This is a genomic window from Leucobacter salsicius M1-8, from assembly GCF_000350525.1.
Lineage (GTDB): Bacteria > Actinomycetota > Actinomycetes > Actinomycetales > Microbacteriaceae > Leucobacter > Leucobacter salsicius.
Window position 1 is genome coordinate 85218 of the sequence record NZ_AOCN01000007.1, and the last position, 24833, is coordinate 110050.

Annotated in this window: 21 protein-coding genes; 8 read left to right on the forward strand and 13 right to left on the reverse strand. The window is 66.9% G+C overall.

Translation table 11 applies throughout. The features are described from left to right. Positions 1–119 precede the first annotated feature (119 nt). Positions 120–1355, forward strand: a complete 1236-nt coding sequence (locus C795_RS0101620) for an Nramp family divalent metal transporter (RefSeq protein WP_017792013.1) — start codon at positions 120–122, stop codon at positions 1353–1355. A gap of 117 nt (positions 1356–1472) precedes the next feature. On the opposite strand, the gene lysS is transcribed toward C795_RS0101620, so the two are convergent. The 10 genes from lysS to tilS all read right to left on the reverse strand — a co-directional run bounded on the left by lysS (position 1473) and on the right by tilS (position 12550). Further along, positions 1473–3011: a lysine--tRNA ligase gene (gene lysS / locus C795_RS0101625; protein WP_017792014.1), complete on the reverse strand. Its 1539-nt coding sequence runs from the start codon at positions 3009–3011 to the stop codon at positions 1473–1475. An 81-nt stretch (positions 3012–3092) separates the two neighbouring features. After that, complete coding sequence (locus C795_RS0101630; protein WP_017792015.1) at positions 3093–3830, reverse strand: DUF2520 domain-containing protein; 738 nt, start codon at positions 3828–3830, stop codon at positions 3093–3095. Continuing rightward, complete coding sequence (locus C795_RS0101635) at positions 3814–5478, reverse strand: PH domain-containing protein (protein ID WP_157486907.1); 1665 nt, start codon at positions 5476–5478, stop codon at positions 3814–3816. Before C795_RS0101635 ends, C795_RS0101630 begins: the two co-directional genes overlap by 17 nt. A 116-nt stretch (positions 5479–5594) precedes the next feature. After that, positions 5595–6224 (reverse strand): PH domain-containing protein, encoded by a 630-nt coding sequence (locus tag C795_RS0101640; protein ID WP_017792017.1) that lies wholly within the window; start codon positions 6222–6224, stop codon positions 5595–5597. Positions 6225–6233: 9 nt separating this feature from the next. Further along, positions 6234–6758, reverse strand: a complete 525-nt coding sequence (locus tag C795_RS0101645; protein ID WP_157486908.1) for a DUF3180 domain-containing protein — start codon at positions 6756–6758, stop codon at positions 6234–6236. A gap of 11 nt (positions 6759–6769) precedes the next feature. Beyond that, entirely contained in the window at positions 6770–7294 is a 525-nt protein-coding gene (folK, locus tag C795_RS0101650) for a 2-amino-4-hydroxy-6-hydroxymethyldihydropteridine diphosphokinase (protein ID WP_017792019.1), read from the reverse strand. After that, positions 7291–8544 (reverse strand): dihydropteroate synthase, encoded by a 1254-nt coding sequence (folP, locus tag C795_RS0101655; protein ID WP_232225403.1) that lies wholly within the window; start codon positions 8542–8544, stop codon positions 7291–7293. Before folP ends, folK begins: the two co-directional genes overlap by 4 nt. Continuing rightward, the gene (ftsH, locus tag C795_RS0101660) at positions 8541–10616 is read right to left on the reverse strand and encodes an ATP-dependent zinc metalloprotease FtsH (RefSeq protein ID WP_017792021.1); all 2076 of its coding nucleotides are present in this window, start codon (positions 10614–10616) and stop codon (positions 8541–8543) included. Before ftsH ends, folP begins: the two co-directional genes overlap by 4 nt. 114 nt (positions 10617–10730) lie before the next feature. Further along, a complete protein-coding gene (hpt, locus tag C795_RS0101665; protein WP_017792022.1) occupies positions 10731–11288 on the reverse strand; it encodes a hypoxanthine phosphoribosyltransferase in 558 nt (185 codons plus the stop codon). Positions 11289–11383: 95 nt separating this feature from the next. Beyond that, positions 11384–12550, reverse strand: coding sequence for a tRNA lysidine(34) synthetase TilS (gene tilS / locus C795_RS0101670; RefSeq protein ID WP_017792023.1), 1167 nt, complete (start codon positions 12548–12550; stop codon positions 11384–11386). A gap of 146 nt (positions 12551–12696) precedes the next feature. Here tilS and ppa point away from each other — a divergent pair, with 146 nt between their 5' ends. Beyond that, positions 12697–13188 carry an inorganic diphosphatase gene (gene ppa / locus C795_RS0101675; RefSeq protein WP_017792024.1) on the forward strand — a complete coding sequence of 164 codons (492 nt, stop codon included), beginning with the start codon at positions 12697–12699 and terminating at the stop codon, positions 13186–13188. 80 nt (positions 13189–13268) lie between these two features. On the opposite strand, the gene C795_RS0101680 is transcribed toward ppa, so the two are convergent. Beyond that, the gene (locus C795_RS0101680; RefSeq protein ID WP_232225404.1) at positions 13269–14579 is read right to left on the reverse strand and encodes a peptidoglycan DD-metalloendopeptidase family protein; all 1311 of its coding nucleotides are present in this window, start codon (positions 14577–14579) and stop codon (positions 13269–13271) included. A 151-nt stretch (positions 14580–14730) separates the two neighbouring features. After that, positions 14731–15201: an Lrp/AsnC family transcriptional regulator gene (locus C795_RS0101685; RefSeq protein WP_026139366.1), complete on the reverse strand. Its 471-nt coding sequence runs from the start codon at positions 15199–15201 to the stop codon at positions 14731–14733. Positions 15202–15397: 196 nt separating this feature from the next. Between C795_RS0101685 and C795_RS0101690 the strand changes: the two genes are divergently transcribed. Beyond that, complete coding sequence (locus tag C795_RS0101690; RefSeq protein WP_017792027.1) at positions 15398–16780, forward strand: MFS transporter; 1383 nt, start codon at positions 15398–15400, stop codon at positions 16778–16780. An 80-nt stretch (positions 16781–16860) separates the two neighbouring features. Here C795_RS0101690 and C795_RS0101695 read toward each other — a convergent pair whose 3' ends face one another. Next, entirely contained in the window at positions 16861–17616 is a 756-nt protein-coding gene (locus C795_RS0101695; protein ID WP_017792028.1) for a FadR/GntR family transcriptional regulator, read from the reverse strand. Positions 17617–17905: 289 nt separating this feature from the next. Here C795_RS0101695 and C795_RS0101700 point away from each other — a divergent pair, with 289 nt between their 5' ends. The 5 genes from C795_RS0101700 to C795_RS0101720 all read left to right on the forward strand — a co-directional run bounded on the left by C795_RS0101700 (position 17906) and on the right by C795_RS0101720 (position 24752). Continuing rightward, on the forward strand, positions 17906–19432 hold the full coding sequence (locus C795_RS0101700; RefSeq protein ID WP_017792029.1) for an ABC transporter substrate-binding protein: 1527 nt from the start codon (positions 17906–17908) through the stop codon (positions 19430–19432). 121 nt (positions 19433–19553) lie between these two features. Then, positions 19554–20501, forward strand: a complete 948-nt coding sequence (locus tag C795_RS0101705; protein ID WP_017792030.1) for an ABC transporter permease — start codon at positions 19554–19556, stop codon at positions 20499–20501. Positions 20502–20503: 2 nt separating this feature from the next. Next, positions 20504–21436 carry an ABC transporter permease gene (locus C795_RS0101710; RefSeq protein WP_017792031.1) on the forward strand — a complete coding sequence of 311 codons (933 nt, stop codon included), beginning with the start codon at positions 20504–20506 and terminating at the stop codon, positions 21434–21436. Beyond that, positions 21436–23202, forward strand: a complete 1767-nt coding sequence (locus C795_RS0101715; protein WP_017792032.1) for an ABC transporter ATP-binding protein — start codon at positions 21436–21438, stop codon at positions 23200–23202. The genes C795_RS0101710 and C795_RS0101715 overlap by 1 nt, the downstream gene beginning before the upstream one ends. 140 nt (positions 23203–23342) lie before the next feature. Beyond that, positions 23343–24752, forward strand: coding sequence for an amidase (locus C795_RS0101720; protein WP_017792033.1), 1410 nt, complete (start codon positions 23343–23345; stop codon positions 24750–24752). Positions 24753–24833 lie beyond the last annotated feature (81 nt).

Sequence of the window (24833 nt, forward strand, 5' to 3'; positions counted from 1 at the left end):
CCCCATGCTAACCCCGCAAGCACGGCAGCAACAGGTCAAAAGATGCTACGATCAGAAAAGTTCGTGATGCCGAACATTTAAGTTTCATCAAGCTCAAACACCCCGATAGGCCACATATCTTGACCAGCACCGCTGCCGCCCGCCCGAGCAAGCACGCCCCGGCCTGGCTGCTCGGCCCTGCCATGGTTGCCGGCGTCGCATATCTCGACCCCGGCAACGTCGCCGTCAATATGTCCGCGGGCGCCCAATTCGGGTTTTTGCTCGTTTGGGTCCTGGTCGCGGCAAACGTCGCCGCGTGGCTCATTCAGTACATGTCGGCAAAGCTCGGGCTGGCAACCGGCGCAAGCATGGCCGAACTCATCGGGGCACGCACCAAGACGCGACGCGGCAGGCTCCTCTTCGGACTTCAGGCACAGTTCGTCGCGATAGCCACCGACGTCGCGGAGGTCATCGGCGGTGCCGTAGCCCTCTGGATCCTGTTCGACACCCCCCTCATCGTGGGCGCTATCATCACCGGCGCCGTATCCACTGCCATGCTCTTTGCGCAGGCGCGGCACGGCGCGAAGACCTTTGAATTTGCCATCATGGGTCTGATCATCGTCATCATGATCGGGTTCTGCTACGGGTTCTTTCTCGCGCCTCCTCCGCCCGCTGATGTACTCGGCGGCATGATCCCGAAATTCGAAGGCCCCCAATCTGTGCTCCTGGCCGCCAGCATCATGGGCGCGACCGTCATGCCGCACGCCATCTATGCCCACTCTTCGCTTGCGCGCGACCGTTTCAGATCCGGACCCAGTTTTCCATTGCCGCGTCTCTTGCGCGCAACCCGCATCGACGTGACGATCGCACTCACCATTGCGGGCAGCGTCAACCTCGTGATGCTCCTTGTCGCGGCTACGGTGCTCCCCGGTGTCGAGGGCACCGACAGCCTCGAGGGCGCACACGCCGCCCTCGAAAGCGCGCTCGGCGCTACGGCCGGTTTACTCTTCGCCGTGGCACTGCTCGCCTCCGGCCTTGCCTCCACCGCAGTGGGCGCATACGCGGGCGCCGACATCATGGGCGGCCTTTTTCGCACCCGCCTCAAGCTCATCACCCGGCGTCTCATCACGATCATTCCCGCAATCGTGGTGCTCGCGCTCGGCGTCGACCCGACGTTCGCACTCGTCCTCAGCCAGGTGGTGCTATCGTTCGGCATCCCGTTCGCACTCGTGCCGCTCGTCTGGCTCACGTCACGCCGCAGCATCATGGGCGTCGCCGTCAACGCCTGGTGGACCACCGCGGCCGGCTGGGTCATCGCTGCGGGCATAATCGCACTTAATCTCGCGCTGCTCACCCTCCAGATCGGCCTCATTTAGGCGATCCGGATCGCCAGCAGCCGCGCACCAATCGCGGCCAGGGCGCAAAAAAGCCAGCCAGCGAGGACGATCTGATGCAGATGCGTGCTCGCTGGCTGGCTTGTTCTCGCGTGAAACCTACTTCACGAGCGGGAACAGGATCGTCTCGCGAATGCCGAGGCCGGTGAGGGCCATCAGCAGGCGGTCCATGCCCATGCCCATGCCACCGGCGGGCGGCATGCCGTGCTCGAGCGCGCGCAGGAACTCCTCGTCGACGCCCATGGCCTCGACGTCGCCGCGGGCAGCCTCGGCGGCCTGCTGCGTGAAGCGCTCGCGCTGCACGACGGGGTCAATGAGCTCGGAGTAACCGGTCGCCAGCTCGAAGCCGCGAATGTACAGGTCCCACTTTTCCACGACGCCCGCGATGGAGCGGTGGTGACGGGTCAGCGGGCTGGTCTCGACCGGGAAGTCCATCACGAAGGTGGGGGCAGTGAGGCCGTCCTTCACGAAGTGCTCCCACAGCTCCTCGACGAGCTTGCCGTGGTTGGGCAGGTGCACCTCGACGCCCTCGGCGTCGGCGATCGCGAGCAGATCTTCGACGGAGGTCTCGGGCGTGATCTCGCGACCGGCGGCCTCTGACAGCGTGCCGTACATCGAGATACGATCCCAGTTGCCGCCCAGGTCGAACAACGTGCCGTCGGCCCACTTCACGACGTGCGTGCCCTCACGCTCGGAGCCCACGTTTGCTGCGAGTGCCGCGTTCTGGATCAGGTCCTGGGTGAGATCAGCAATGCCGTTGTAGTCGGTGTATGTCTCGTATGCCTCGAGCATCGCGAACTCGGGGCTGTGCGTCGAGTCGGCGCCCTCGTTGCGGAAGTTGCGGTTGATCTCGAACACGCGCTCGAGGCCACCGACAACGGCGCGCTTCAGGTAGAGCTCGGGCGCGATGCGCAGGTAGAGCTCCATGTCGAAGGCATTCGAGTGCGTGATAAACGGACGGGCCGAGGCGCCACCGTGCATCGTCTGCAGCATCGGGGTCTCGACCTCGAGGTACGAGCGCTCGGAGAACGTCTTGCGCAGGCTTTCCATAGTGCGTGCGCGCGTCACGACGTTGATGCGGGCCTGCTCGCGCTGAATCAGGTCGAGGTAGCGCTGGCGTACGCGCGTCTCTTCGTTCAACTCGGTGTACATGTTGGGCAGCGGCGCGAGGGCCTTCGCTGCCATCTGCCACTCGGTGACCATGATCGACAGCTCGCCGCGGCGGCTCGAGATTACTTCACCGGCAATGAACAGGTGGTCGCCGAGGTCGACGAGCTCCTTGAACTTGGCGAGCGACTCTTCGCCTACCTCGGCGAGGCTCACCATTGCCTGGATGCGAGTGCCGTCGCCGGCCTGCAGCGAGGCGAAGCACAGCTTGCCCGTGTTGCGTTGGAACACGATACGGCCAGCAACGCCCACGGTCGCGCCCGAAGCGGTGTCGGGGGTCTCCTCGAGGTGACCCCACTGCGCGCGCACGGCGGGAATGGTGGTCGTCACGGGAACTGCCACGGGGTACGCGCCGCCACCGAGTTCGGCACCGGCGTTGAGCTTCTCGCGCTTCTCCATGCGCACGCGCTTCTGTTCGAAGACGTCCTCTTCGCTCGTCGCGGGAGTGCTGGATGCGGGCTGATCGCTCATTGGGGCGGGTTCCTCCGGGTCGTGGCTCGCCAAATCCAGGTGGATTGGCATATCGGCCTATCCTACGCGAGATCGCCTGAGTTAGGTCTCGTCGGGCCCAAGCTCGGGCCCTTCGTGGCCGAGGCCCTCTGATCCGGATCCCGTTGCGAGCGCTTCTTCGAGCGCCGCACGCACGAGACCGCCCAGGAGCAGCGCGGGATGTTCAACCCGGATCTCGCGCAGGGCGTCGAGCCCCTGGCGCACGACCGCGCCGACGAGGTCGCCAGCCGCGCCGACGGCGTCGGCGTAGGCCGGGCGATCCGCCTCAGCAATCGCGATGGGTTCCGCCCCCATCTCGACCGCGAGGGCGAGCCCGATCGGGAGCACCGGAGCGGGCGCGGTGACCGCGATCGAGGCACCAGCGAGGCGCGTGAGGTCGAGACTCGTGCCCGTAAATGTCAGCGCCGGGTGCAGCGCGAGCGGGATCACTCCCGCCGCCATCGCTGGCGCGAAGACGCCGTAGCCAAATTCGGGCGCGGTGTGGATCACGAGTTGGCCGGGCTGCCATGCCCCGGTCGCGGTGAGTCCGGCAATCAGGCCGGGCAGCTCCTCACCCGGAATCGCGAACAGCACGAGCTCCGAGCGCCGCACGACCTCGGCAACCTCGAGCACGGGCACGCCCGGCAGCATCGCGTCGGCTCGTTCACGGCTCTCGGCGCTGATCGCGCTGATGCCGGTGATCGCGTGCCCCGCGCCCGCGAGGGCACGCGCGAGCACGGGGCCCACGCGGCCCGCGCCGACGACTCCGACGCCCAGGCGGGATTCACTCGCTGATGACATCGGGGCTCCCGCTCGTCGTGATTGGTGCAGCTGGTAGTGCGCGCGCGTCCGCGATCTCGCGCGCCTCCGCGCCCTGCACGCGCAGCACGCAGGCGGCAAAGTCGTCGAAGAAGCGGCGCGCGGCTTCAAGCTCGACGCCCCGCACATACATGTTCACGGGGCCGAGCACGGTGTGCGCGTGCAGCAGCGCAAGCCCGAGCATGCGATGTACGAGCGGGCGATGCAACAGCACCGACTGTGCCCGCAGCACCGGCATGACGCCGAGCGTGCGGGTGAGCACGCCGCGGCGGATGCGCAGCGTCGCGTGCGGCTCGCTTGCGTCGGCGATGGTGACCCCTGAACGGCGGCGACCGAACCACAGGACCCAGCCCGCTCGCGGGCCCGCCCCCAGGTATCCGGTGCCGGGGCCAACGAGGGCGTCGCGCAACTCGTCTGTCTCGCGCGGATCATCGCCGATACCGGGCAACAGCGTTTCAAACACGCGCAGCACGTCGTCAACCGTTCCGACCGGCAACACGACGTTCTGCGACGAGTTCTGACCGCCCTGCGCGACGGAATGACCGGCGGTCGTAACCCGCACGCGCCACCACCCCAACCCGCGCCACAGCAATGGCTGGCTGGCTTGCACCGCGTGAATGCGGCCAAAGGGAATGGTCTCGGTGATTGTCGAGGTCAACCCGGCACCGGTGCGAATGGTGTCACTTCCCCGCGACAGCGTGAAGTTAAAGCCCCGGTTGAACTGGCTAATGATCAGGCTCGCCATGATGATGATCAGCGGCAAGAGACCAAACACGAACGCCGGGTCGAGCACTGCGGCACCGACAGTAACACCCACCCCGACAATGACGAGTATCACCATTTCCCACCCGATGACGAGGCTCGCGATGAGCCGGGGCACCGGCACGCGCACGAGCGTGTTGTCGGTGATTGCCATGGGGTCGACATCAACATCGACGAACTCGTTGGCGCGTGCAGTGAGGGCGGCATCGAACTTTGCCGATCCGATTCGCGCGGGCGTGAAGTCGTCGACCGCGTGCCCGGCTGGCTGCATCGGGGCCACACCGATCGCGGCCGCCCCCGCGGCAGCCACATTGCTATCTGGTGCGAGGCCGCCCTGATCCGGATCATTGCGCGCATTCTTCGTAGCAGCGCGACCGAGAATCTCGGCGCGCACGTTCTTGGCGTCCTGAAAGCTCAGATACGCGAGCTCGACTTTACCGCCCTGGCCCGCCGTGACAACCTCGATCTTCGTGAGCCCCAGGGCTCGCGCAAGCAGGGGTCGCTGCAGGTTGACGCTCTGGATGCGTTCGAGGGGCGCACGACGGTGACTGCGAAACAGCACGCCCTTGCGTTCCTCGACCGCATCATCGGTGACGCGGTAGGTCGCGAACCTCCAACCGATCCAGGAGAACAGCACGATCAGGGCGATGATGCCAAGTAGCGCGCCCAGGGCGATAAAGATGAAGCCCTGCTCGATCAGATATCCGATGGGATCCTGCGCGCCCGACACCTCGTCGTTGCCGTACTCGGCCCAGAACCGGTCGCCAAAGAAGATCTCGATGAAGCGATCGCGAAAGTTTGCGATGATGATGCCCGCGATGACCAGCACCGCGAGCCCCCCGCGCAGCAGCGGCGAGAAGGGGTGCATGCGACGCCATTCAACCGTCGCTGCCCCGCCGTGATTCGGGGCTTGCAGCGGCTCCGCCACCGACTCCGGCTGTGGCGCCGGGACTGGCTCTCCCTCGGGAGCAGGGTCGACGAAGCTCACAGCCCCGACCGCCGAATCTCGGCGAGCTCGACGAGGCGGTCGCGCAGCGTTTCGGCGTCCTCAACCTTGAGCCCGGGCAGCTGCACGCCAGTCGCGGCCGATGCCGTGACGAACTTCAGCGTCGCGAGTCCGAGGGCACGCAGCAGCGGCCCGCGGGTCACGTCAACGAGCTGGAGGCGGCCGTAGGGCACGGCGACGATGCGCTCGAACATGATGCCGCGGCGAAACAGGAGGTCGTCGGCACGCAGGATGTAGCCGATGGCACGCACCCGTCTGAACGCGAGAATCGCATTGACGATGAGCGCAACGATGACCAGGGGCAGGATGATCATGACCGGGATCGGCAGGTCATCGCTGTTGGTGAGATAAATGACGACGAATACGGCGGCCACCGCCAACACGAGCAGCAGGTTGATGGCCAGGTCGGCCCACGCGTACTTCGTGGAGACGCGGGTCCACTCCCCCTCGAGGTTGCCACCGCTCAGCGTCGGCGCGGCGCTCGGCACGGAGCTGGGCGCGGCGTCAGGCATGGCGCCAGGCATGGGCGCCGACTCGGTCACGGCCACCTCAGGGCTTGCGGGCGATGGCCCGGTGGCCGGGATCACAGGGTGCTCTTCGTTGTTCACCCCTCCAGCTTACGGGCGACGATACGCGGCCTGAGATTCTGGGCCGGTCTCACCGTCTTCGCTCGCGCGTGTCTCATCGTCGCCGGGCGGCACCCGGCACCATCGTTCGGCCAGCACCCCGCACACGGCCAGATACAGGCCGGCCCCGCACACGGCCACCATGGGCACCCAGATCGCGGCGGCCGCGGGCACGCTTCGCCCGATGAGCGACAGCGCGAGCCCAGCCCCAAACCCGCCAAACAATCCGCCCACGAGGGCACCGGCGCGCGCGGACACGAGCACGCGCACGGCATGGAACGGGTCGACTCTGCGCTTCTTGTCGGCGATCAAGCGCTTGAGTCGCAGACCGAACACGAGCAGTACCGTGCCGATCGCGACGAGCGCGAATACGATCGAGTACGTCGGCACGAGCGGCGAGCGGCCCGAACGCGCCAGCCCAAACTGCACGATCAGCGCGGCAACCAGGGCCACCGCCCCCACGACGAGTGGTGCGAGCGGATGACCTTGGGCGCCTGGGCCCGGGACCTTAGACATAAGCCGACAACCTAGGTTTGATCCGGATCAATCGCTGCAGTGAGGGGCTGCGTCGTATCTCCGATCCGCGTGAGCAGATCGGTGACCCGACCGTGGCCCATCAGCACCGCTCCGGGCTCGAGGGCGAGCCAGGGCGAGAGCACGAAGTCGCGCTCGTGCGCGCGCGGGTGCGGCACCTGCAGGCGTTCGTCCTTGATGACGCGGCCGCCGTAGAGAATCAGATCGAGATCGAGGGTGCGCGCGCCCCAGCGCACGTCGCGAACACGGCCGTGATCGAGTTCGATGCGCTGCATGATGTCGAGCAGCGCGTGCGCGCTCAGGGTGGTCGTCGCTCGGGCGACCGCATTCAGGTACCGCGGGGCATCGGGGTCGGGGCCGTCGATGGTCATCGCGATCGTTTCGTGCAGCGGTGAGGCCTCAAACTCCGAGATGCCTGGCGCATCGGCGAGCGCCTGCTGCGCCGCGATGATCGTCTCGCCGCGGTCACCGAGGTTGGCGCCAAAGGCGATGAGCACTTGAGTAACCTGAGCGATCATCGCACCACCGTCACAGACACGTTTTCGAAGGGATGCTCGATCGGGGCATCGGGCTTGCTCACCGTGATCCGGGCCTCGCGGACGCTGGGAAACCCGAGTGCGACGGCGGCCACTCGCTCGGCGACCGTCTCGATGAGGTCGACCGGGTCACGCTTCACCGCGTCTACGATGGCGTCGGCCAATTCGCCGTAGTGCACGGTCTGGCCCAGGGCATCGCCCGCCGCGGCAGCGTGCAGATTCACTGAGATTTCGGCGTCGATCAGGAACTTCTGTCCCTGCTCACGCTCGAAATCGAAAACGCCGTGGTGTGCGAACACCTCGAGGCCGGTCAGCGTGATGCGATCACCATTGCCCACCTCAGCGGTGCTCGCGGCAGGCAGACCGGAGCCAGTGGTGGGCTGGCTGGCCGCGCTCCAGGCCGCTTCGACCGCCAGCGCCTGAGTCGTGCCCGCGACGTCGTGCACGCGCACACCCCAAGCACCCGCTCGGGCGGCGAAAGCGCTCACAACGGAGGTTGCGAGGTCACGCTCGTGGGTTTCGCAGGCGTCGATGTGCGCGGTGACGGCGCCCGGCAGCCCGCCGAGCATCTCCCCCAGCATGCGCTTGCGCGAGGCCCCGACGAGCACGGGATATCCGGTCGCTGCGAGGTCGGGCAAACGCGTGAGCAGCTGCCAGCACTGCGCATCGGTCTTATCAAAACCGAGGCCTGGGTCAATGACCACGTGCGCAGGGTCGACGCCGGCACGGATCGCCTGTGCGGCCAGGGCAGTGAGCGCATCGCGCACCTCGGTCACGACGTCCGTGTAATCGGAACGGTGGTGCCCCAGGTCGGGGATGCCGCGCCAGTGCCCGATGATGAATTTGGTGCCGTGGGCCTTACTCGCGGCCGCGGCGACGTCGCACATGCGCGGGTCGTGCGTGCCTCCCGAGACATCGTTGATGAACCCGGCCCCCGCGTTCGCGGCGGCCTCGGCCGTCGACGCGTGAATCGTGTCGATCGAAACGGGGATGCCGCGGGCCACGAGGGCGCGGATCACGGGCAGCACCCGCGCGGCTTCTTCGTCTTCGCTCACCGGCTCGGAGCCGGGGCGGGTCGATTCACCGCCCACATCCACGAAGGATGCGCCCTGCGTCATTAGCTCTTCGCCGCGACGCACGGCCGTCTCAACGTCGACGTACTTGCCGCCGTCGCTGAACGAATCGGGGGTGACGTTGAGCACCCCCATGACTTCGATGGAGGCTCCGCTCACTGTGTCGGGGCCTCCGGTGCCTCCGGTGCTTCTGGGGTGTCAGTTGCGGCCGATGCGTCAGCAGCGCCCGAAGCGTCCGAGCCCGTCGCCGGGCTCTTGCTGTCGAGCGAGGAAATGTCGATGACGGGGCCGTCGGTGCGCACGTCTGCGGGTACCTCGATGGGCGGCCTGTGCGATACCGGTCGGTCATCGTGCGACAGCCAGGTGTCACGCGGCGGTAGCTTCTTCACGTGCGTGAATATCTCTGCGATCTGGTTGTGGTCGAGAGTTTCCTTTTCGAGCAGCTCGCGGGCGAGGTTGTCAAGGATGTCGCGGTTCTGCACGAGCACCTCGTAGGCCTCGTTGTGGGCGTGCTCCAGCAAGTCGCGCACCTCGGCGTCAATCGTGACGGCAAGCCCCTCGGAGTAGTCGCGGCTCTGGCCAAACTCCCCCATAAAGGCGCCGGGCTGAGCCTGGCCGAGCTTCACCGGGCCGACGGTCGACGACATGCCGTACTCGGTCACCATCTTGCGTGCGGTGCTCGTGGCCTTCTCGATGTCATTGCCCGCACCCGTGGTGGGGTCGTGGAACACGAGCTCCTCGGCGACGCGGCCACCGAGCGCATAGGCGAGCTGATCCTGCAACTCGTTGCGCGAGATCGAGTACTTGTCCTCGAGCGGAATCACCATCGTGTAGCCGAGGGCACGGCCGCGCGGCAGGATCGTGATCTTGGTGACGGGGTCCGTGTAGTTGAGGCCCGCCGCCACGAGCGCGTGACCGCCCTCGTGATACGCCGTGACCAGGCGCTCGTGATCCTTCATGCGGCGCGTGCGGCGCTGCGGGCCAGCGATCGAACGATCGATCGCCTCGTCGAGCGCGCGGTTGTCGATGAGCTGCGCGTTCGAGCGCGCGGTGAGCAGCGCAGCCTCGTTGAGTACGTTCGCGAGGTCGGCACCCGAGAACCCGGGGGTCTTGCGCGCGACGATCTCGAGGTCGACGTTCTTCGACAGCGGCTTGCCCTTGGCGTGCACCTGCAGAATCTTGAGGCGGCCCGGCATATCGGGGGCGTCAACGCCCACCTGGCGGTCGAAGCGGCCCGGGCGCAGCAGCGCGGGGTCGAGCATGTCGGGCCGGTTGGTTGCCGCGATCATGATGACGTTCGACTTCGGGTCGAAGCCGTCCATCTCGACGAGCAGCTGGTTGAGCGTCTGCTCGCGCTCGTCGTGGCCGCCGCCCATGCCCTGGCCGCGGCGCTGGCCGACGGCGTCGATCTCATCGATGAAGATGATGGCGGGGGCGTTTGCCTTGGCCTCCTTGAAGAGGTCGCGCACGCGGCTCGCGCCGACGCCCACGAACATCTCGACGAAGTCGGATCCCGAGATTGAATAGAAGGGCACGCCAGCCTCGCCAGCCACGGCGCGCGCAAGCAGCGTCTTGCCGGTGCCGGGAGGGCCGTACAGCAGCACTCCCTTGGGAATGCGGGCGCCCACGGCTTCGAACCGCGATGCGTCCTGCAAAAAGTCTTTGATTTCGTGCAGCTCTTCGACCGCTTCGTCGGCACCAGCGACGTCGGCGAAGGTGACCTGCGGCATGTCCTTGGTGACGAGCTTGGCCTTGTTCTTGCCAAACTGCATCACGCCCTTGCCGCCGCCCTGCATGGACGACAGCATCCACCAGATCAGCAGGCCGATGAGCAACAGGGGCAGCAGGAATCCGAGCAGCGACCACAGCGGGTTGGGCTGTGGCACTTGGTCGGTGAAGCCGTCCTTGATCTTGGCGTCGTTGACGGCGGCAACCACTTCTTCGCCGCGCGGCGTGACGTAGTAGAAGTAGACGTCGGTCGCGCCCGACTTCTTCTCGGCCTTTGTGAGCTCGAGGTTGACTCGCTGCTCGCCGTCGATGATCTCGGCCTTCTTCACCTGACCGTCTGCCAGTAGTTCAAGGCCCTGCTCGGTGGGTACCTCGCGCACGTTGCCGCCCGACAGCAGCGACCATCCCAACAGCACAATGAGCGGCGCCAGGATCAGGTAAACGAGGGGGCCACGAAACAGCTTCTTGCTCTTAGGCGGGCTCTTCGGTGAATTCTCTGCCAAGTCAGGGCCTTTCGGGTACGCGGGGTGCAGGTGTAAGCGTAGCTAATGCCACTGACATCAAACGGTAACGGGGGCAGTTGTCCGCTGTCGGCGCACAACTACCCCCGAACCTGGTTACGCGCTGTAAACGTGCGGCGCGAGAATTGCGACGTCGCGCAGGTTGCGGTAGTCCTCGGCGTAGTCGAGACCGTAGCCGACCACGAACTCGACGGGAATGTCGAAGCCGACGTACGCGACATCAACCTGTACCTTGAGCGCCTCGGGCTTGCGCAGCATGGTGCAGATACGCACTGACTTCGCGCCGCGGCTCTCGAGGTTTTCTTTCAGCCACGACAGCGTCAGGCCAGAGTCGATGATGTCCTCGACGATCAGCACGTCGCGGCCGGTGATGTCGGCATCAAGGTCCTTAAGAATCTTGACGACGCCACTCGACTTCGTGCCCGCTCCGTACGACGACACGGCCATCCAGTCCATCTGCGCGTGGAAGCGCAGCTCGCGAGCGAGGTCGGCCATCACCATCACCGCGCCCTTGAGCACGCCAACGAGCAGCGGCGGGGGGCCATCAGCGTAGTCGGCCTCAATCTGGCGGGCCATTTCAGCGAGCCGCGCGTGTAGTTCGGCCTCGGTGTGCAGTACTTCGGTGAGATCGTCACCCAGGTGTTCAACGTCCATGGGAACACTTTACCCGCGGCGCAATAGGGATACCCTGGGCAATTCCCACGATCCGGCTAGCTTGGGGGGCTCGGCAATCCCGCTGAGATTCCGGATCAGCCCCGCGGCGACCCCACTTGCCGTTCAAAGCTGAGCCACCCGGCGCGGCGCGTGACGCTAATGTCTGGCACGTAGACCGCCGCCTGCCCGCGCCAGTGGGTCACCAGCTCCGCGATCGCGAGCGTGTGTACCCGCTCGAGATAGGTGCCAAAGCGCAGCTGCGCAAGCACCCGGATCACCCGGTAGAGCACGGGCCGAGCGAGGCCAGCGAGCTCCGAAACATCGATTGAGAGCCCCTCAACGCCTGGCACGAGATTCCCCGGGCGCACGCTGATCGTTTCCTCCGCGACACGGCCCCGAAGCAACCCCTGAGCGACCTCGGTGGCCATATCGTCGAGCGCATCGGCGTCTTCCCTGGCCAGTGCCGCCGTACGCACGAGCGCGTCGGCGACCCCCGGCCCCAGCTCCGCCTCGAGCATGGGGAGCACGCGCTCCCGCACGCGCACCCGCGCATAGGTGGGGTCCGAGTTGTGCGGGTCGCGCCAGAAACTCGCTTCGTAGTCGGCGCAGGCGGCCTCCGTCGTCGCCCGCGTGATCGCGGGCGCACCGGTTTCGCCGTCTGGGGCGAGGAACGGCCGCAGCATCACCCCCGCTGCGGGCTCGTCCCCTAGAGTTCGCCGGGCTGGAATCCCCGCGATGCTGCGCAGCCCCGAGCCCCGCGCGATCCCCAGCAGCACCTGTTCAGCCTGGTCGTCGTGGGTGTGCGCCGTCAAGATCGCGCGGGCCCCCGTGGCGGTAGCCGCGTTCGTGAAGGCTTCGTATCGTGCACTGCGAGCTGCGGCCTCGGGCCCACCACGGTCCGATTCCCCGTCGACGTGCACCCGCTCGACAATCACAGGGGTCAGCCCCAGCTGTCGAGCCTGGGCAGCGGCCGCCTCAGCCACCTCAGCAGATCCGGGCTGCAAGCCGTGGTCAATAATGATGGCACCGGATCGCACACCGCTGCGCGGGGCCTCGTGTGCGAGCGCGAACGCCAGGGCCAGCGAGTCAGCGCCGCCAGAGAGCGCGACAAGCACCAGGGGTGAGGCCTCGGCGGCCGCTCCCGTGTTCGCGCGCGAACCCCGCAAATACGCAGTGAGGCACTTTCGCACCGCCAGCCGCGTTGCCATGACCGCCGGGCCAAACGTGCGCCGCGGCATCTGGGGCCCACCCTGCTCGATCATGCCACCTACGCTATCGCGGGCTGGCGCTCGCTCTGATCCGGAGCCCAAATATTGGCCCCGTCACCCGAGCTCGCCAGATTCTCGCCGCAGGTCGGGTACTCTGGGGCACGGAATCATCTCGCAAACTTTTAGGCAAGGAGCCGTCCATGACCGCAGCGTTCGACGCCGTCATCGAGATCCCCAAGGGGAGCCGCAACAAGTACGAAATCGATCACGAGACGGGACGCGTCTACCTCGATCGCGTGCTGTACACCGGTTTCGTCTACCCCGCCGACTACGGCTTCTTCGAGGAGACCCTCGGCGAGGACGGCGATCCGCTCGACGTGCTCGTGCTGCTCGACTACCCGGTATACCCCGGCGTGGGCATCAAGGTGCGCCCCGTGGGCGTGCTCAAGATGAGCGACGAGGCCGGCGGTGACGACAAGGTCGTAGCCGTACAGGTCAAGGATCCGCGCTGGACCCACATTCAGGACGTCGAGGACATTCCCGAGTACACGCGCAAGGAGATCGAGCACTTCTTCGAGCGCTACAAGGACCTCGAGCCCGGCAAGTGGGTCAAGGTTGACGCGTGGGGCTCGGCCGCTGACGCGGCGCAGCTCATCGTCGAGGCGCAGGAGCGCCTCGCAGCAAAGGCGTAAGTCTCTCGCCCCTCGGGGCAGCAAGAAGGGCGCTGGGAGAATTTCTCCCAGCGCCCTTCTTGCGTTGTGGCGTGCTCCCGCTAGAAGCGGATGTAATCGGCGGGGTTCACAAACCCGAACCAGCCATCGTGCTGCCCCGGAATCATCTCGAAGTGCAGGTGGCAGCCGGTGCTCGCACCGGTCGTGCCGACGTAGCCGAGCAGCTGGCCTGCGTTGACCCACTGGCCCGGGGCGACGCTCGCCCACTTCACCATGTGCGCGTAGCGGGTCTGCCATCCGTTTGAGTGATCCACGGTGACCATGTTGCCGCCGGGGCCGTCCCAGTAGGCGCTGCGCACGGTGCCTGAGGCGGCCGACACGATCGGGGTCCAGCAGGCCGTAGCGAGGTCAATACCCGTGTGGTCCCAGCGACCGGGGCTGCGGTATCCCTCAGAAACGTAGTAGCCCGAGGTCGGCAGCGTCCAACCGTTCGACGAGGTCGGGGGCGTGGTCGGTGGGCCAGTGGGCGGACCCGTGGGCGGCGGCGGAGTGGGGTTGTTCTTCTCCTCCTCCTTGCGGCGGCGCTCGGCCTCCTCGGCCTCCTTGCGCAGTCGCTCTTCTTCGGCCTTACGCTGCTCTTCCTCAATGCGCAGTCGCTCTTTGTAGCCGTCGACCGTCTTGGTGGTCTTGTCCTGCAGCGCCTCAAGCTTGATCTCGAGATCCCGCTGCTGCTCCTCCTGCTCGGTCACGAGCACGCTCTGGGATGCGACTGCCGTCGCCGCGGCGTCTTCCTTGACCTTCTTGTCGGCACGCAGCACCTCGCGCTCGGCCTCAGCCGACTTCGCCTGCTTGCCCAGTGAGTCTGCAGTGTTGGCCGTCTGCTCGGCAGCCTCCGAAACCTTGGAGTTACGCTCGGTGGCCTTCGACATCGAGGCCATGCGCTCGAGTAGAGCGTCGGTCGTGCTGCCGTCGGCGTCGAGGAACAGCTCCATGCTGCGGTCGACACCACCTGAGCGGTACATCTGAGCGACGATCACACCGGCGCGGTCGGCTGCTTCTTCGGCTTCCTTGCGGCTGGTCGCAGCTTCTTCGTTGAGGGTGGCCGCCTTGTCAGCGGCTGCAGCGAGCGCCGCCTCGGCGTCCTTCAGCTCTTGAATCGTGGTTGAGTGGAGGTTACGGCGTCGATCGAGCTCCTTCTCACCCTCAACGATGAGCTGCTGGATCTCCTTGACCTTCTTGTCGGCCGCCGATTGGTTTTGCTTGGCGGCCTGCACGTCGTCCCAGGTGGGGAGGTCGAGTGCCTGTGCCGCGGGTGCGTTGACCTGCTGCGTGACTGCCATGCCGACGATAAAGACGCCGACCCCCAGCATCGCTAAGCCACGGCGCAGCCTCGATCGGGCTCCTACGCGCATATGGTGGCCTCCCCAGGTGTGATCCAACACGAACATCGCTACGCTAGCACCCGTCCGCACGCTGATCGCTCAGGTACACCGGCGCTTCCCCGACTTTAGGGTGTTTCGCTGGCCCGAGCGTGTGCCGCGGGCCCGGGTTCACCCCGAGCCCTCACCCCGCAGCGTCACCCGCGAGCAGCCCCGTCACACGATACGGAATCACCTCGCGCAGAAACAGGCTCGTCGAGGTGCGATTGATTCCGGGGCAGAGCCGAATCTCCTCACTCACCCGGTACAGGTCGTCGGGGCTCTTGGCGACCACGCGCAGCAACAGGTCGGTATTACCCGCTGGCGCAAAGCACTCGAGCACCTCGGGGATACTCGCGAGCGCCGCGATCGCCTCCGTGATCTGGTGTTGGTCGAGTTCGACCTGCACGCTCGCGGCGACGGGGCGCCCGAGGGCAGCGGGGGTCACCCGCGAACTGTGCGCGCGCAGCATCCCCGATTCGCGCAGCTTCTCGAGCCGCGCCTGCACAGTCCCTCGGGCGAGCCCCAGTCGCACCGCGATCATCGCGGTGGGCATGCGTCCGTCCTCGTCGAGTGCGGCGAGGATTTTGCGGTCGGTTGCGTCGAGATCACTCATTTTGACCACCTTCTGACGGTTCGAGATTGCTTGCATTGATCATATTGATCAATCTGCAACTTGTCACTTGCTCGATACGCGCGAATCCGATGTAATTTCTTTGTGCCCCAGACACCCCTGAGGCATACAGCACCGCTCGCACCACCCCGCGAGTGAGCACGGCCGCCCCACCCTGGCGACCGCGAAGGAGATCACCATGTTGCGCGCCACCCCCGCGTTCTACCGACCGGCCACTCGAGCCTTCACGTCGGTGCTCCCCCATATGCCGGCCCGGGCCCTCGCGCCCGTTCAGTCTCCCGGGCCAGCTCGGCGTCTTGCCCCGGTTCAGCCCTTCGTGCCGATCCGGCCCCGCGCTCGCATGCTCGTGACCTCGGTCACGCTCTTCGTGCTGCTCGTGAGCGCCAACCTCAGTACCCCGCTGTTTTCGCTACTCGAGGTCAAGCTGAGCATGTCGTCACTCGGCACCGCCCTTGCGTTTTCGAGCTATGTGCTGGCGCTCATCGCGGGTCTCGTGGCGTCGCGGCGTCTTGCCGACACCGCGAACCGGCGCACGGTGCTGCTCGCGAGCGTCGTCGCTGCGGCGCTCGCGACGGCCGGGCTCGCGTTCGCGCCGTCACTCGGCTGGTTCTGCGTCGCGCGAGCGGTGCAGGGCGTGGCTATCGCGTGCGCCACCGGCACCGGATCGGGAGCCCTGCGCGCCCTCTCACCGGATCGCCCCGCGCTCGTGGGTCGCCTCACCCTCCTGGCCACCTCGGGCGGGGTGGCGGTGGGGCCTATTCTGGGCGGGGCGCTGTCGCTCGCCGGTGCAAACGATACAGGCCCCACCCCGTTTCTCACTGGCCCGCTCGTACTGCCCTATCTCGCGGTGGCGGCGGCACTAGTACTGCTCGTGCCCGTCATCCTGGTCGTCGCTCCCCACCGGGAGTGCGTGCCGCGCTTGGCCCCCTCAACTCTGGCGCTCCCGGACGCCCCCGAGCAGCTCCCCGAGACTCGCGGCATCCGCACCCACTCGAGTCCGAGCCCCAGCCCCCGATCCCTCCGCGCGTTCCGGGTCGCGGCCGCAACAGGATTCCTAAGCTTTACCGTCTTTGGCTTTTGCCTCTCGCTCGCGCCCACGCATTTTGCGGGCATTGCGGGCACCGACTCGCGCCTCACCATTGGGCTCCTCGCCGCGGTCACGCTCGCCGCGTCCGCGCTCACCCAGCTCGTCCCGCTGCGTGGCGAATGGCGGGTACGTGTCGGGCTCCTCACCCTTGCCGCGGCACTCGTCGGGGTGGCCGCCGCGGGTCCCCTCCACAGTGTCGTGCTCCTGATCTCGGCGAGTGCGCTGGCCGGCGTCGGGCAGGGCATCGCGTTCCAGGCGGCGTTCACCGCGGCAACCGCAGCCGTTGAACCCGAACGCCACGCATCTACGGTCAACGCGATCTACACGGTCACCTACCTCGGCAGTGCGCTGCCCGTCATCGGGCTCGGGCTGCTCGCCGAGCGGCTGGGCCTCACTACGGCCGTCACGGTGTTTGCGGTCGTTGTCGCGGCCGCGTGCGCGGCGCTCGCGGTGTTCGCACGGCCGCGGCATTAGCGGGGCACTCGGTTACGCTCACACACCAGATCCGGCACATTCACTAACTCCGGCGCAACAACGCCAGCAGCGCCCCAGCCCTATTCCGCGAGGGCCTCGAGCGCGCGGCGTCCCTCGTCCCCGAGCAGCGGGGCGAAGCGGTCGGCTACCGCACGCCGTGCGATCCGGCTGGCGAGTGCGGCGTCGCGACTCGCGATCGCCTCGAACAGCCCGCGATCGATCTTCGCCGAGGCGAGCTTGACGCGGTTGTCGTGGTGCTCACCCTCGGCGTCGCGCTGCATGATGCCTCGCAGCGCGCCCGATACGGCCTGCCCGCTCATGCGCAGCACCTCGTTGCCGCTCGCGGCCCAGATCGCCTCGTGAAACTCGAGGTCGGCGTCGGCGAAACTGTCGGCATTGCCCTCGGCCTCCCGCTCCATACGCTCGATTGCGGCGCGCAGGCGGGCGAGCGAGACGTCGTCGTGGCGCAGCGCGGCCAGCTTGCTCGCGGTGCCCTCGAGCACGACGCGGTACTCCATGAGGTCGGCGATATCGAGGGCGTCGGTGCCGATCATGGCGCGGAAGGAGCGCGACAGCGCCTTGGATGAGGGCGAGAGCACGACGGGCCCACCACGGGTGCCCGGGCGCGACTCGAGCAGCCCCATGCTCTGCAGAATGCGCAGCGCCTCACGCACGGTCGGCCGACTCACGCCGAACTGCACCATGAGGTCACGCTCGCTCGCGAGCTGCGAGCCGACCGGGATCTCCCCCGACACGATCGCCTGCTCGATCTGATCGACGATGCGCTCGTATGTGTGCACGGGCACCGCCGGGGCAAAGCTGTGGGGCGTGGTCAACCTGAGCTCGTTTCTGTGGGTCGTGATCCGATTGTTCCCGATACTAGCGTGACGTCAAGTGGCCTTACCATGTATCCTGGTTCAAATCTTCACGTGCACGAAGCCACCACTGAGAACACTGAAGAGCCAACTCGGCAATACGCTTGATCGGAACCAGTGATCAACAACCCTCGCGGTTGAGTATCGGCAGTCACCACACATGACGGCCACGGGGAGGCGAGCAGGCACCGCCGCCCGCAACGTGCACAGGCGTCTCTATCTCAGAGACCCACAGACCAAAAAGGAAGCAATGATGCGTCGTAAGAATCCCCTCCTGCTGACCGCAACGCTCGCAGTCACCGCAGCACTCGGCCTCGCCGGCTGCTCGGCAGGTGCTAGCAGCTCGGGCGGCTCAGGCAACAGCGGCGACACGCCCACGACCGCGACGATCGCGCTCACCGGCCCGCCCACGAACCTCGACTTCACCACGACCGCCGGATCCGCGATCCCGCAGGCGATGATGTCGAACGTGTACGAGGGCCTCGTGCAGCTGAACGACGCGGGCGAAATCGTCCCGTCGCTCGCCACGGAGTGGGCCGTCAGCCCGGACGGCAAGACCTACACGTTCACGCTGCAGGAGGGCGTCACCTTTTCAAACGGTGATCCCTTCACCGCGGAAGATGTGAAGTTCAGCTTCGACCGCGTCAAGAGCGACTGGGTCTCGAGCCTCAAGGCCAAGATGGATGTCGTCGACAACGTCGAGGTCGTCTCGGACACCGAGGTCAAGGTCACACTCAGCACCCCCTCGAACGCCTGGCTCTTCAGCCTCGCGACCCCGGTCGGCGCGATCTTCACGCCCGAGGGCGTCGACGACCTCGCAAACACCCCCGTCGGCACGGGCCCCTACACGGTCGAGAAGTGGGCGCCGAACGAGAGCATTGTGCTCGACACTCGCGACGACTACTGGGGCGAAGCTCCCGGCGTCGAGAGCGTCACGCTCAAGTACTTCGCCGATGCGACGGCCACCACCAACGCGCTGCAGACCGGCGACGTCGACGCGATCGTCAACCTGCAGGCCCCCGAGCTACTCACCGCGTTCGAGTCCGACGACAAGTTCAAGGTCATTGAGGGCACCTCGAGCGGCGAGGTATCGCTGTCCATGAACAACCAGGCCGCCCCGTTCGACGACGTGCGCGTGCGCCAGGCCGTGCTCTACGCGCTCGACAAGCAGGCGATCATTGACACCGCGTGGAACGGCTACGGCTCGCTCGTCGCGACCTTCGCGACGCCCACCGATCCGTACTACGAGGATCTGAACGACGTCTACCCCTACGACCCCGAGAAGGCCAAGGAACTCCTCAAGGAGGCCGGCCAGGAGAACCTCGAGATCTCGTACACCGTGCCCACCCGCCCCTACGCGCAGGCCGTCAGCGAGATCGTCGTGTCGCAGCTCAAGGACGTCGGCATCACGGCCAACATCAAGTCCGCCGAGTTCCCCGCTGTCTGGCTCGACGAGGTCTTCACGAAGCACGACTACCAGATGACCACCGTGCTGGCCGTTGAGGCGCGTGACATGCTCACCGTGTTCAACGACCCGAACTACTACATCGGGTACGACAACACGAAGATCGCGCCGATCGCGAAGCAGGCCGACGCGGCTGACGAGGCCGGATACGTTGACGGCATGAAGCAGGTCTCGCGTCAGATCGTCGAAGACGCCGCCAGCGGTGTGCTCTTCCTCTTCCCGAACATCGTCGTCGCGAAGGCCGATCTCGAGGGACTCCCCGAGAACGCCATCATCGAGGCTCTGGATCTCACGAACCTGAGCTGGAAGTAAGCTCCGGATCGCTGGGGCAGCGGCTTCGCCGCTGCCCCAGCTGCACCACCGCGAGATCGCTCCACCGCACGCACCACGCACCACCACTCCCGCCCAGCGCGGCCCCACCCCAGAGGAACCCATGGCCATACGGATTCTGATTAACCTCGCGAGGTTCGCGGTGACATTCCTTGTCGCCACGGTCGTCGTGTTCCTCTTTATGCGACTGATCCCGGGCGACCCGGCACAGATCGCGCTCGGCGTGAACGCGACCCCCGAGCTCCTCGAGCAGACCCGCAAGGAGTTCGGCACCGACCGGTCTCTTTTCGAGCAGTACTTCGAGTGGCTTGGCGGACTCCTACGCGGCGATTTCGGCACCTCGTACCTGACGCGCCAGGACATTAGTCCGATACTCACCGACCGGCTGCAGGTCACCCTGATCCTCGTGCTCACCGCGATGGCTGTTGCGCTGCTGATTGCGATCCCGCTCGGCACCTGGGCCGCCGTGAGGCACCGCCACTTTTCGGGCGCACTGATCGGCGTCGGCTCTCAGCTGGGCGTCGCAATCCCCGGCTTCCTCGCCGGTATCTTGCTCGTCATGGTCTTCGCGGTGGGCCTCGGTTGGCTGCCCGCGAACGGCTGGACGGCTCCCTCGGAAGACTTCGGCGATTTCATACGCCGCCTCATCCTTCCCGTTGTCGCTCTCGCCTCAGTGCAAGGCGCGATTCTCACCCGCTACGTGCGATCGGCCGTGCTCGAAGTCATGAGCGAGGACTACCTCCGCACCGCCCGCGCCAAGGGCCTGTCGAAGTCGGGTGCCCTCGTGAAGCACGGGCTGCGCAACGCCGCGATCCCCGTCATCACCGTCACGGGCGTGCAGATCGCCGCGCTCATCATCGGCGCCGTGGTCATCGAACGCGTCTTTGTGATTCCCGGCCTCGGCTCCATGCTGCTTGATGCCGTCGGCAACCGCGACCTGCTCACCGTGCAGTCGGTCGTGATCGTGCTCGTCGCCATCACGCTCATCCTCAACCTCGTCGTCGATCTGCTGTATACGATTGTCGACCCCCGTCTGCGAAGGAGCGCCTAACCATGAGCACCCAGCAGGTTCCCGTCCCCCCGGTCCAGGCCCCGCGCACCACCGCCATCCAGGCGCCCGGCGGCGCCACCACCGGCCGCCGCAGCAAGCGCTCCGACGGCTCGCGCCAGAAGCTCTCGGCGACACTCATCATCGGCCTCGTGCTGATCGGACTCGTCGCCGCCGCCGCGATCATGTCGTTCATCTGGACCCCCTATGACCCGACGCAAGCGATGCCAGCTGACCGCCTGCAGGGGTCAAGCCCTGCGCACCTCATGGGCACCGACAAGTACGGCCGCGACGTGTTCTCGGCCATGCTCTACGGCGCACGCATCACCCTCTTCGTCGGTGTCATCTCGGTTGGCATTGCAATCCTCATCGGCACCCCGCTCGGCATCCTCGCCGGCATTCGCGGCGGCTGGATCGAAGAGGTCATCATGCGCACCTCAGACATCGCGCTCGCATTCCCCGCACTACTACTCGCGATCATGTTCTCGGCCGTGTTCGGTGCCTCAACGCTCACCGCGATGGTCGCGATCGGCATCGCCACCATCCCCGGGTTCGCCCGCGTGGCGCGATCCGGCACCCTGCAGGTCATGAGCACCGAATATATTCTCGCGGCCCGGGCCGCGAGCCAATCGAGATTCCGGATCGCACTGCGCCACGTGCTCCCCAACATCATCGGCATAGTGGTCGTGCAGTCCTCGGTGTCGTTTGCGCTCGCGGTGCTTGCGGAGGCGGGCCTGAGCTTCCTGGGCCTCGGCACACCCCCGCCCACCCCGTCGTGGGGACGCATGCTGCAGGAGTCGCAGCAGTTCCTCGGCACCGAGCCGATGCTCGCCGTGTGGCCAGGCCTCGCGATCGCGATCGCCGTGATGGGCTTCAACCTCCTCGGGGACGGTCTGCGCGACCGCTTCGACCCCAAGCTGAACGGGAGCCGTAGCTAATGACTGCACGCACTTCTGCTGACGACCTGCTTCTCAAGGTCGACCACCTCAACGTGCGCACCCCGCACCGCACGCTCGTGAGCGATTTCTCGCTGCACATGCGACGGGGCGAGCGCATCGGCCTGATCGGTGAATCCGGATCGGGCAAGTCCATGACGACGACCGCGCTGCTCGGCCTGCTGCCCGCGGGCGTCACGGCCGACGGCTCAGTCGAGATCGACGGCTACCAGGGCAACTTGCTAGAGGCGCCCGAGAAGGACCTCATGAAGTTGCGCGGCAACGACATGGCAATGGTGTTTCAGGAGCCGCTGACCGCCCTCAATCCGCTGATGCGGGCGGGCGATCAGATCGCCGAGATCATGCTGCTGCACAAACTCGCCTCATCGAAGGCCGAGGCGAACCGCCGCGCCATCGAGATGCTCGACGCGGTCAAACTGCCGAGCCCGGCCGAGACCGCGAAGGCGTACCCGCACGAGCTGTCGGGCGGCCAGCGCCAGCGCGTCATGCTCGCGATGGCGCTCGCCAACGACCCCGGTTTGCTGCTCTGCGACGAACCGACCACCGCGCTCGACGTCACGGTGCAGCGCCAGGTGCTCGATCTCATCCTCGAGCTCGTGCGCGAGCGCGGCACCGGGCTGCTGTTCATCACGCACGACCTCGCGGTCGTCGCGAACATGTGCACGCGAGTGCTCGTGATGAACAACGGCGTGATCGTTGAAGAGGGCACGACCGAGGAGGTCTTCACCCGCCCACAGCACCCCTACACGCGGGGACTGCTCGCGGCATCCGACCTGGACGCGACCGATCGCGACGGGCGACTGTTCACCGTCGCGACGGCGCAGGACTACGTGCCGCCCACCGCGGGCGAGGCGCAGGCGGCCTCGGCCGCTCAGCTCGCTACGGCTCAGGGGCTGGCACCCGCCGCAACGACAGAACCCGCAGCAAGCAGCGCCGCCGCTCCCGTGATGCGCGTGACCGACCTCGTGCGCACGTACTCGCGCGGCAAGACGAGCATGTTTAAGCCGGCACCCAAGGTGCACGCGCTCAAGGGCATTTCGTTCGAGGTGCCCGAGGGCGGTCGCCTGGGCGTCGTGGGTGAGTCGGGCTCGGGTAAGTCGACCCTGCTGCGTATTCTCGCGGGGCTCGACCAGCCGACGTCGGGCAGCGCGGTCGTCGCGGGTAACGAGGTCGCCGGGGCGAAGGAAGCCCAACTGCGCGAGCTCCGCCAGAACCTGCAGATTGTGTTTCAGGATCCAATGGGGTCGCTCGATCCGCGCATGACGGTCGAGCAGATCATCTCGGAGCCGCTGCTCGTGCGCGGTCGCAACGAAACCGCCGCCGATCGCAAGCGCATGGTCGCCGAGATGCTCGTCGCCGTGGGCCTCGACCCCTCGGCCGCGACGCGGTATCCGCACCAGTTCTCGGGCGGCCAGCGCCAGCGCATCTCGATCGCCCGCGCGCTCATCTGCCGTCCCCGCGTGGTCGTCGCAGATGAGCCCGTGAGCGCACTCGACGTGTCGGTGCGCGCCCAGGTGCTCAACCTGCTCGCCGATCTGGTGGACGAGTACGGGCTCACGCTCGTATTCGTGTCACACGACCTCAACGTCGTGCGTCACCTGTGCGACCAAGTGGTCGTCATGCAGTCGGGCGAGATCGTGGAGGCGGGCGACACCGAGACGGTATACCGCACCCCGCAGCACCCGTACACGAAGCGGCTCATCGACTCGTCGCTGACGCTGCGCCAGGAGCTCGCGACCGCGTTTTAGGTTTGCCCGGGCCTCACACCCCGTCATCCTGCGGGAGCTTGCGACTCGCAGGATCCACACCCACAACCTAGATTCTGCGACTCGCTGGCTCGTGCAGAATGACAAGTTTTCAAGGTAGTCCACAGTAGAAAGAAGCGCACATGACCTCCGCCGCCTCGCCCCGCCTCGCAGACCTCGACGCCGCAGCCCTCACGGCGGGCTACGCGGCCGGCACGTTGACGCCGAGCGAGGTCGCCGAGGACGTCATCGCCCGCGTCGAGGCACGCGAGCCTGAGCTCAACGCCTTCTACCTGTTCGACGCGGCCCAGGTGCGCGCCGACGCGGCGGCCTCGACCCAGCGTTGGGCGGCGGGCACGCAGCTGAGCGAGTTCGACGGGGTGCCCGTCACGGTGAAGGAGAACATCGCGCGGGCTGGCCAGCCGAAACCCTCGGGCACCGCGATCCCCAACCCGCCGGTACCCGCGCAGAACGCGCCCACGACCGACCGGCTGCTCGAGGCCGGCGCGGTCATCATCGGCTCAACCACGATGCCCGACTGGGGCATGCTGTCATCGGGCGTCTCGAGCCTGCACGGCCTCACGCGCGGCGGCCTCAACCCCGCCCATACCTCTGGCGGATCGAGCGCCGGCGCCGGCGCCGCGGCGGCCGCGGGATATGGACCGTTCCACGTCGGCACCGACATCGGCGGGTCGATCCGGCTCCCCGGGTCCTGGCAGGGACTCACCGCGCTGAAGCCGAGCGAGGGGCTCATCCCCCTCGACGTGCCCTACACGGGACGTGCGGCGGGCCCGCTGACCCGCACGGCGGCCGACGCGATCCGACTCATGTCGATCGTCGCGAGGCCCGACGCCCGCGACTATCTCACGCGCGCTTACCCCGCGATGGACTGGTCGACCGAGCCCCTCTCCCCCGCGGGCATGCGGGTGGCGGTGCAGCTGGATGCCGGATCCGGAATCCCCGTGGAGCCCGAGACTCGTGCCGCGATCGAGCGGGCAGCTGCGCTCTTCGCCGAGGCCGGGGCCGAGGTCGTACCGCTCGCCCCGTTCATCGCGCCCGAGGTGCTCGACGGCATCGTCAACTACTGGCGCAGTCGCTCGTGGGCCGACTACGAGGCACTCAGCGAGGCAGAGCGCGCAGTCGTGCTCCCGTTCATCGCCGAGTGGTGCGGCGCCGGGGCGTCATTCACGGCGGCCGAGACCGTGCGTGGCCGCTCAATGATGGACGAGATGGCGCGCCTCACGCGGGCCGCGACCGAGCCGTTCGATCTCGTGTTGTCGCCGGTGACCCCCGTGGCCGCCTTCGCCGCCGAGGATCCGATGCCACTCACCGACCCGCTCGTCACGATGGGGCACATCTCATTCACCGCGCCCTACAACATGTCGGGGCAGCCCGCCGTGTCCGTGGGTGCGGGGATCCAGGCCGACGGCCGCACGATTGGGTTGCAGATCGCATCGCACATCGGCACGGACGACATGCTGTTGCGCGTGGCTGCGTGGTTCGAGACGGTACGCGGCGCTGAGGCTTCAGTGGATTGGTCGCTGCTGCCGTAGTACGCTCCCAGCACGCACTGGGGCCAACTGTGGGGATTATGGTCACGCATAATCCCCACCGTTGGCCCCAGTGGGTTGAGT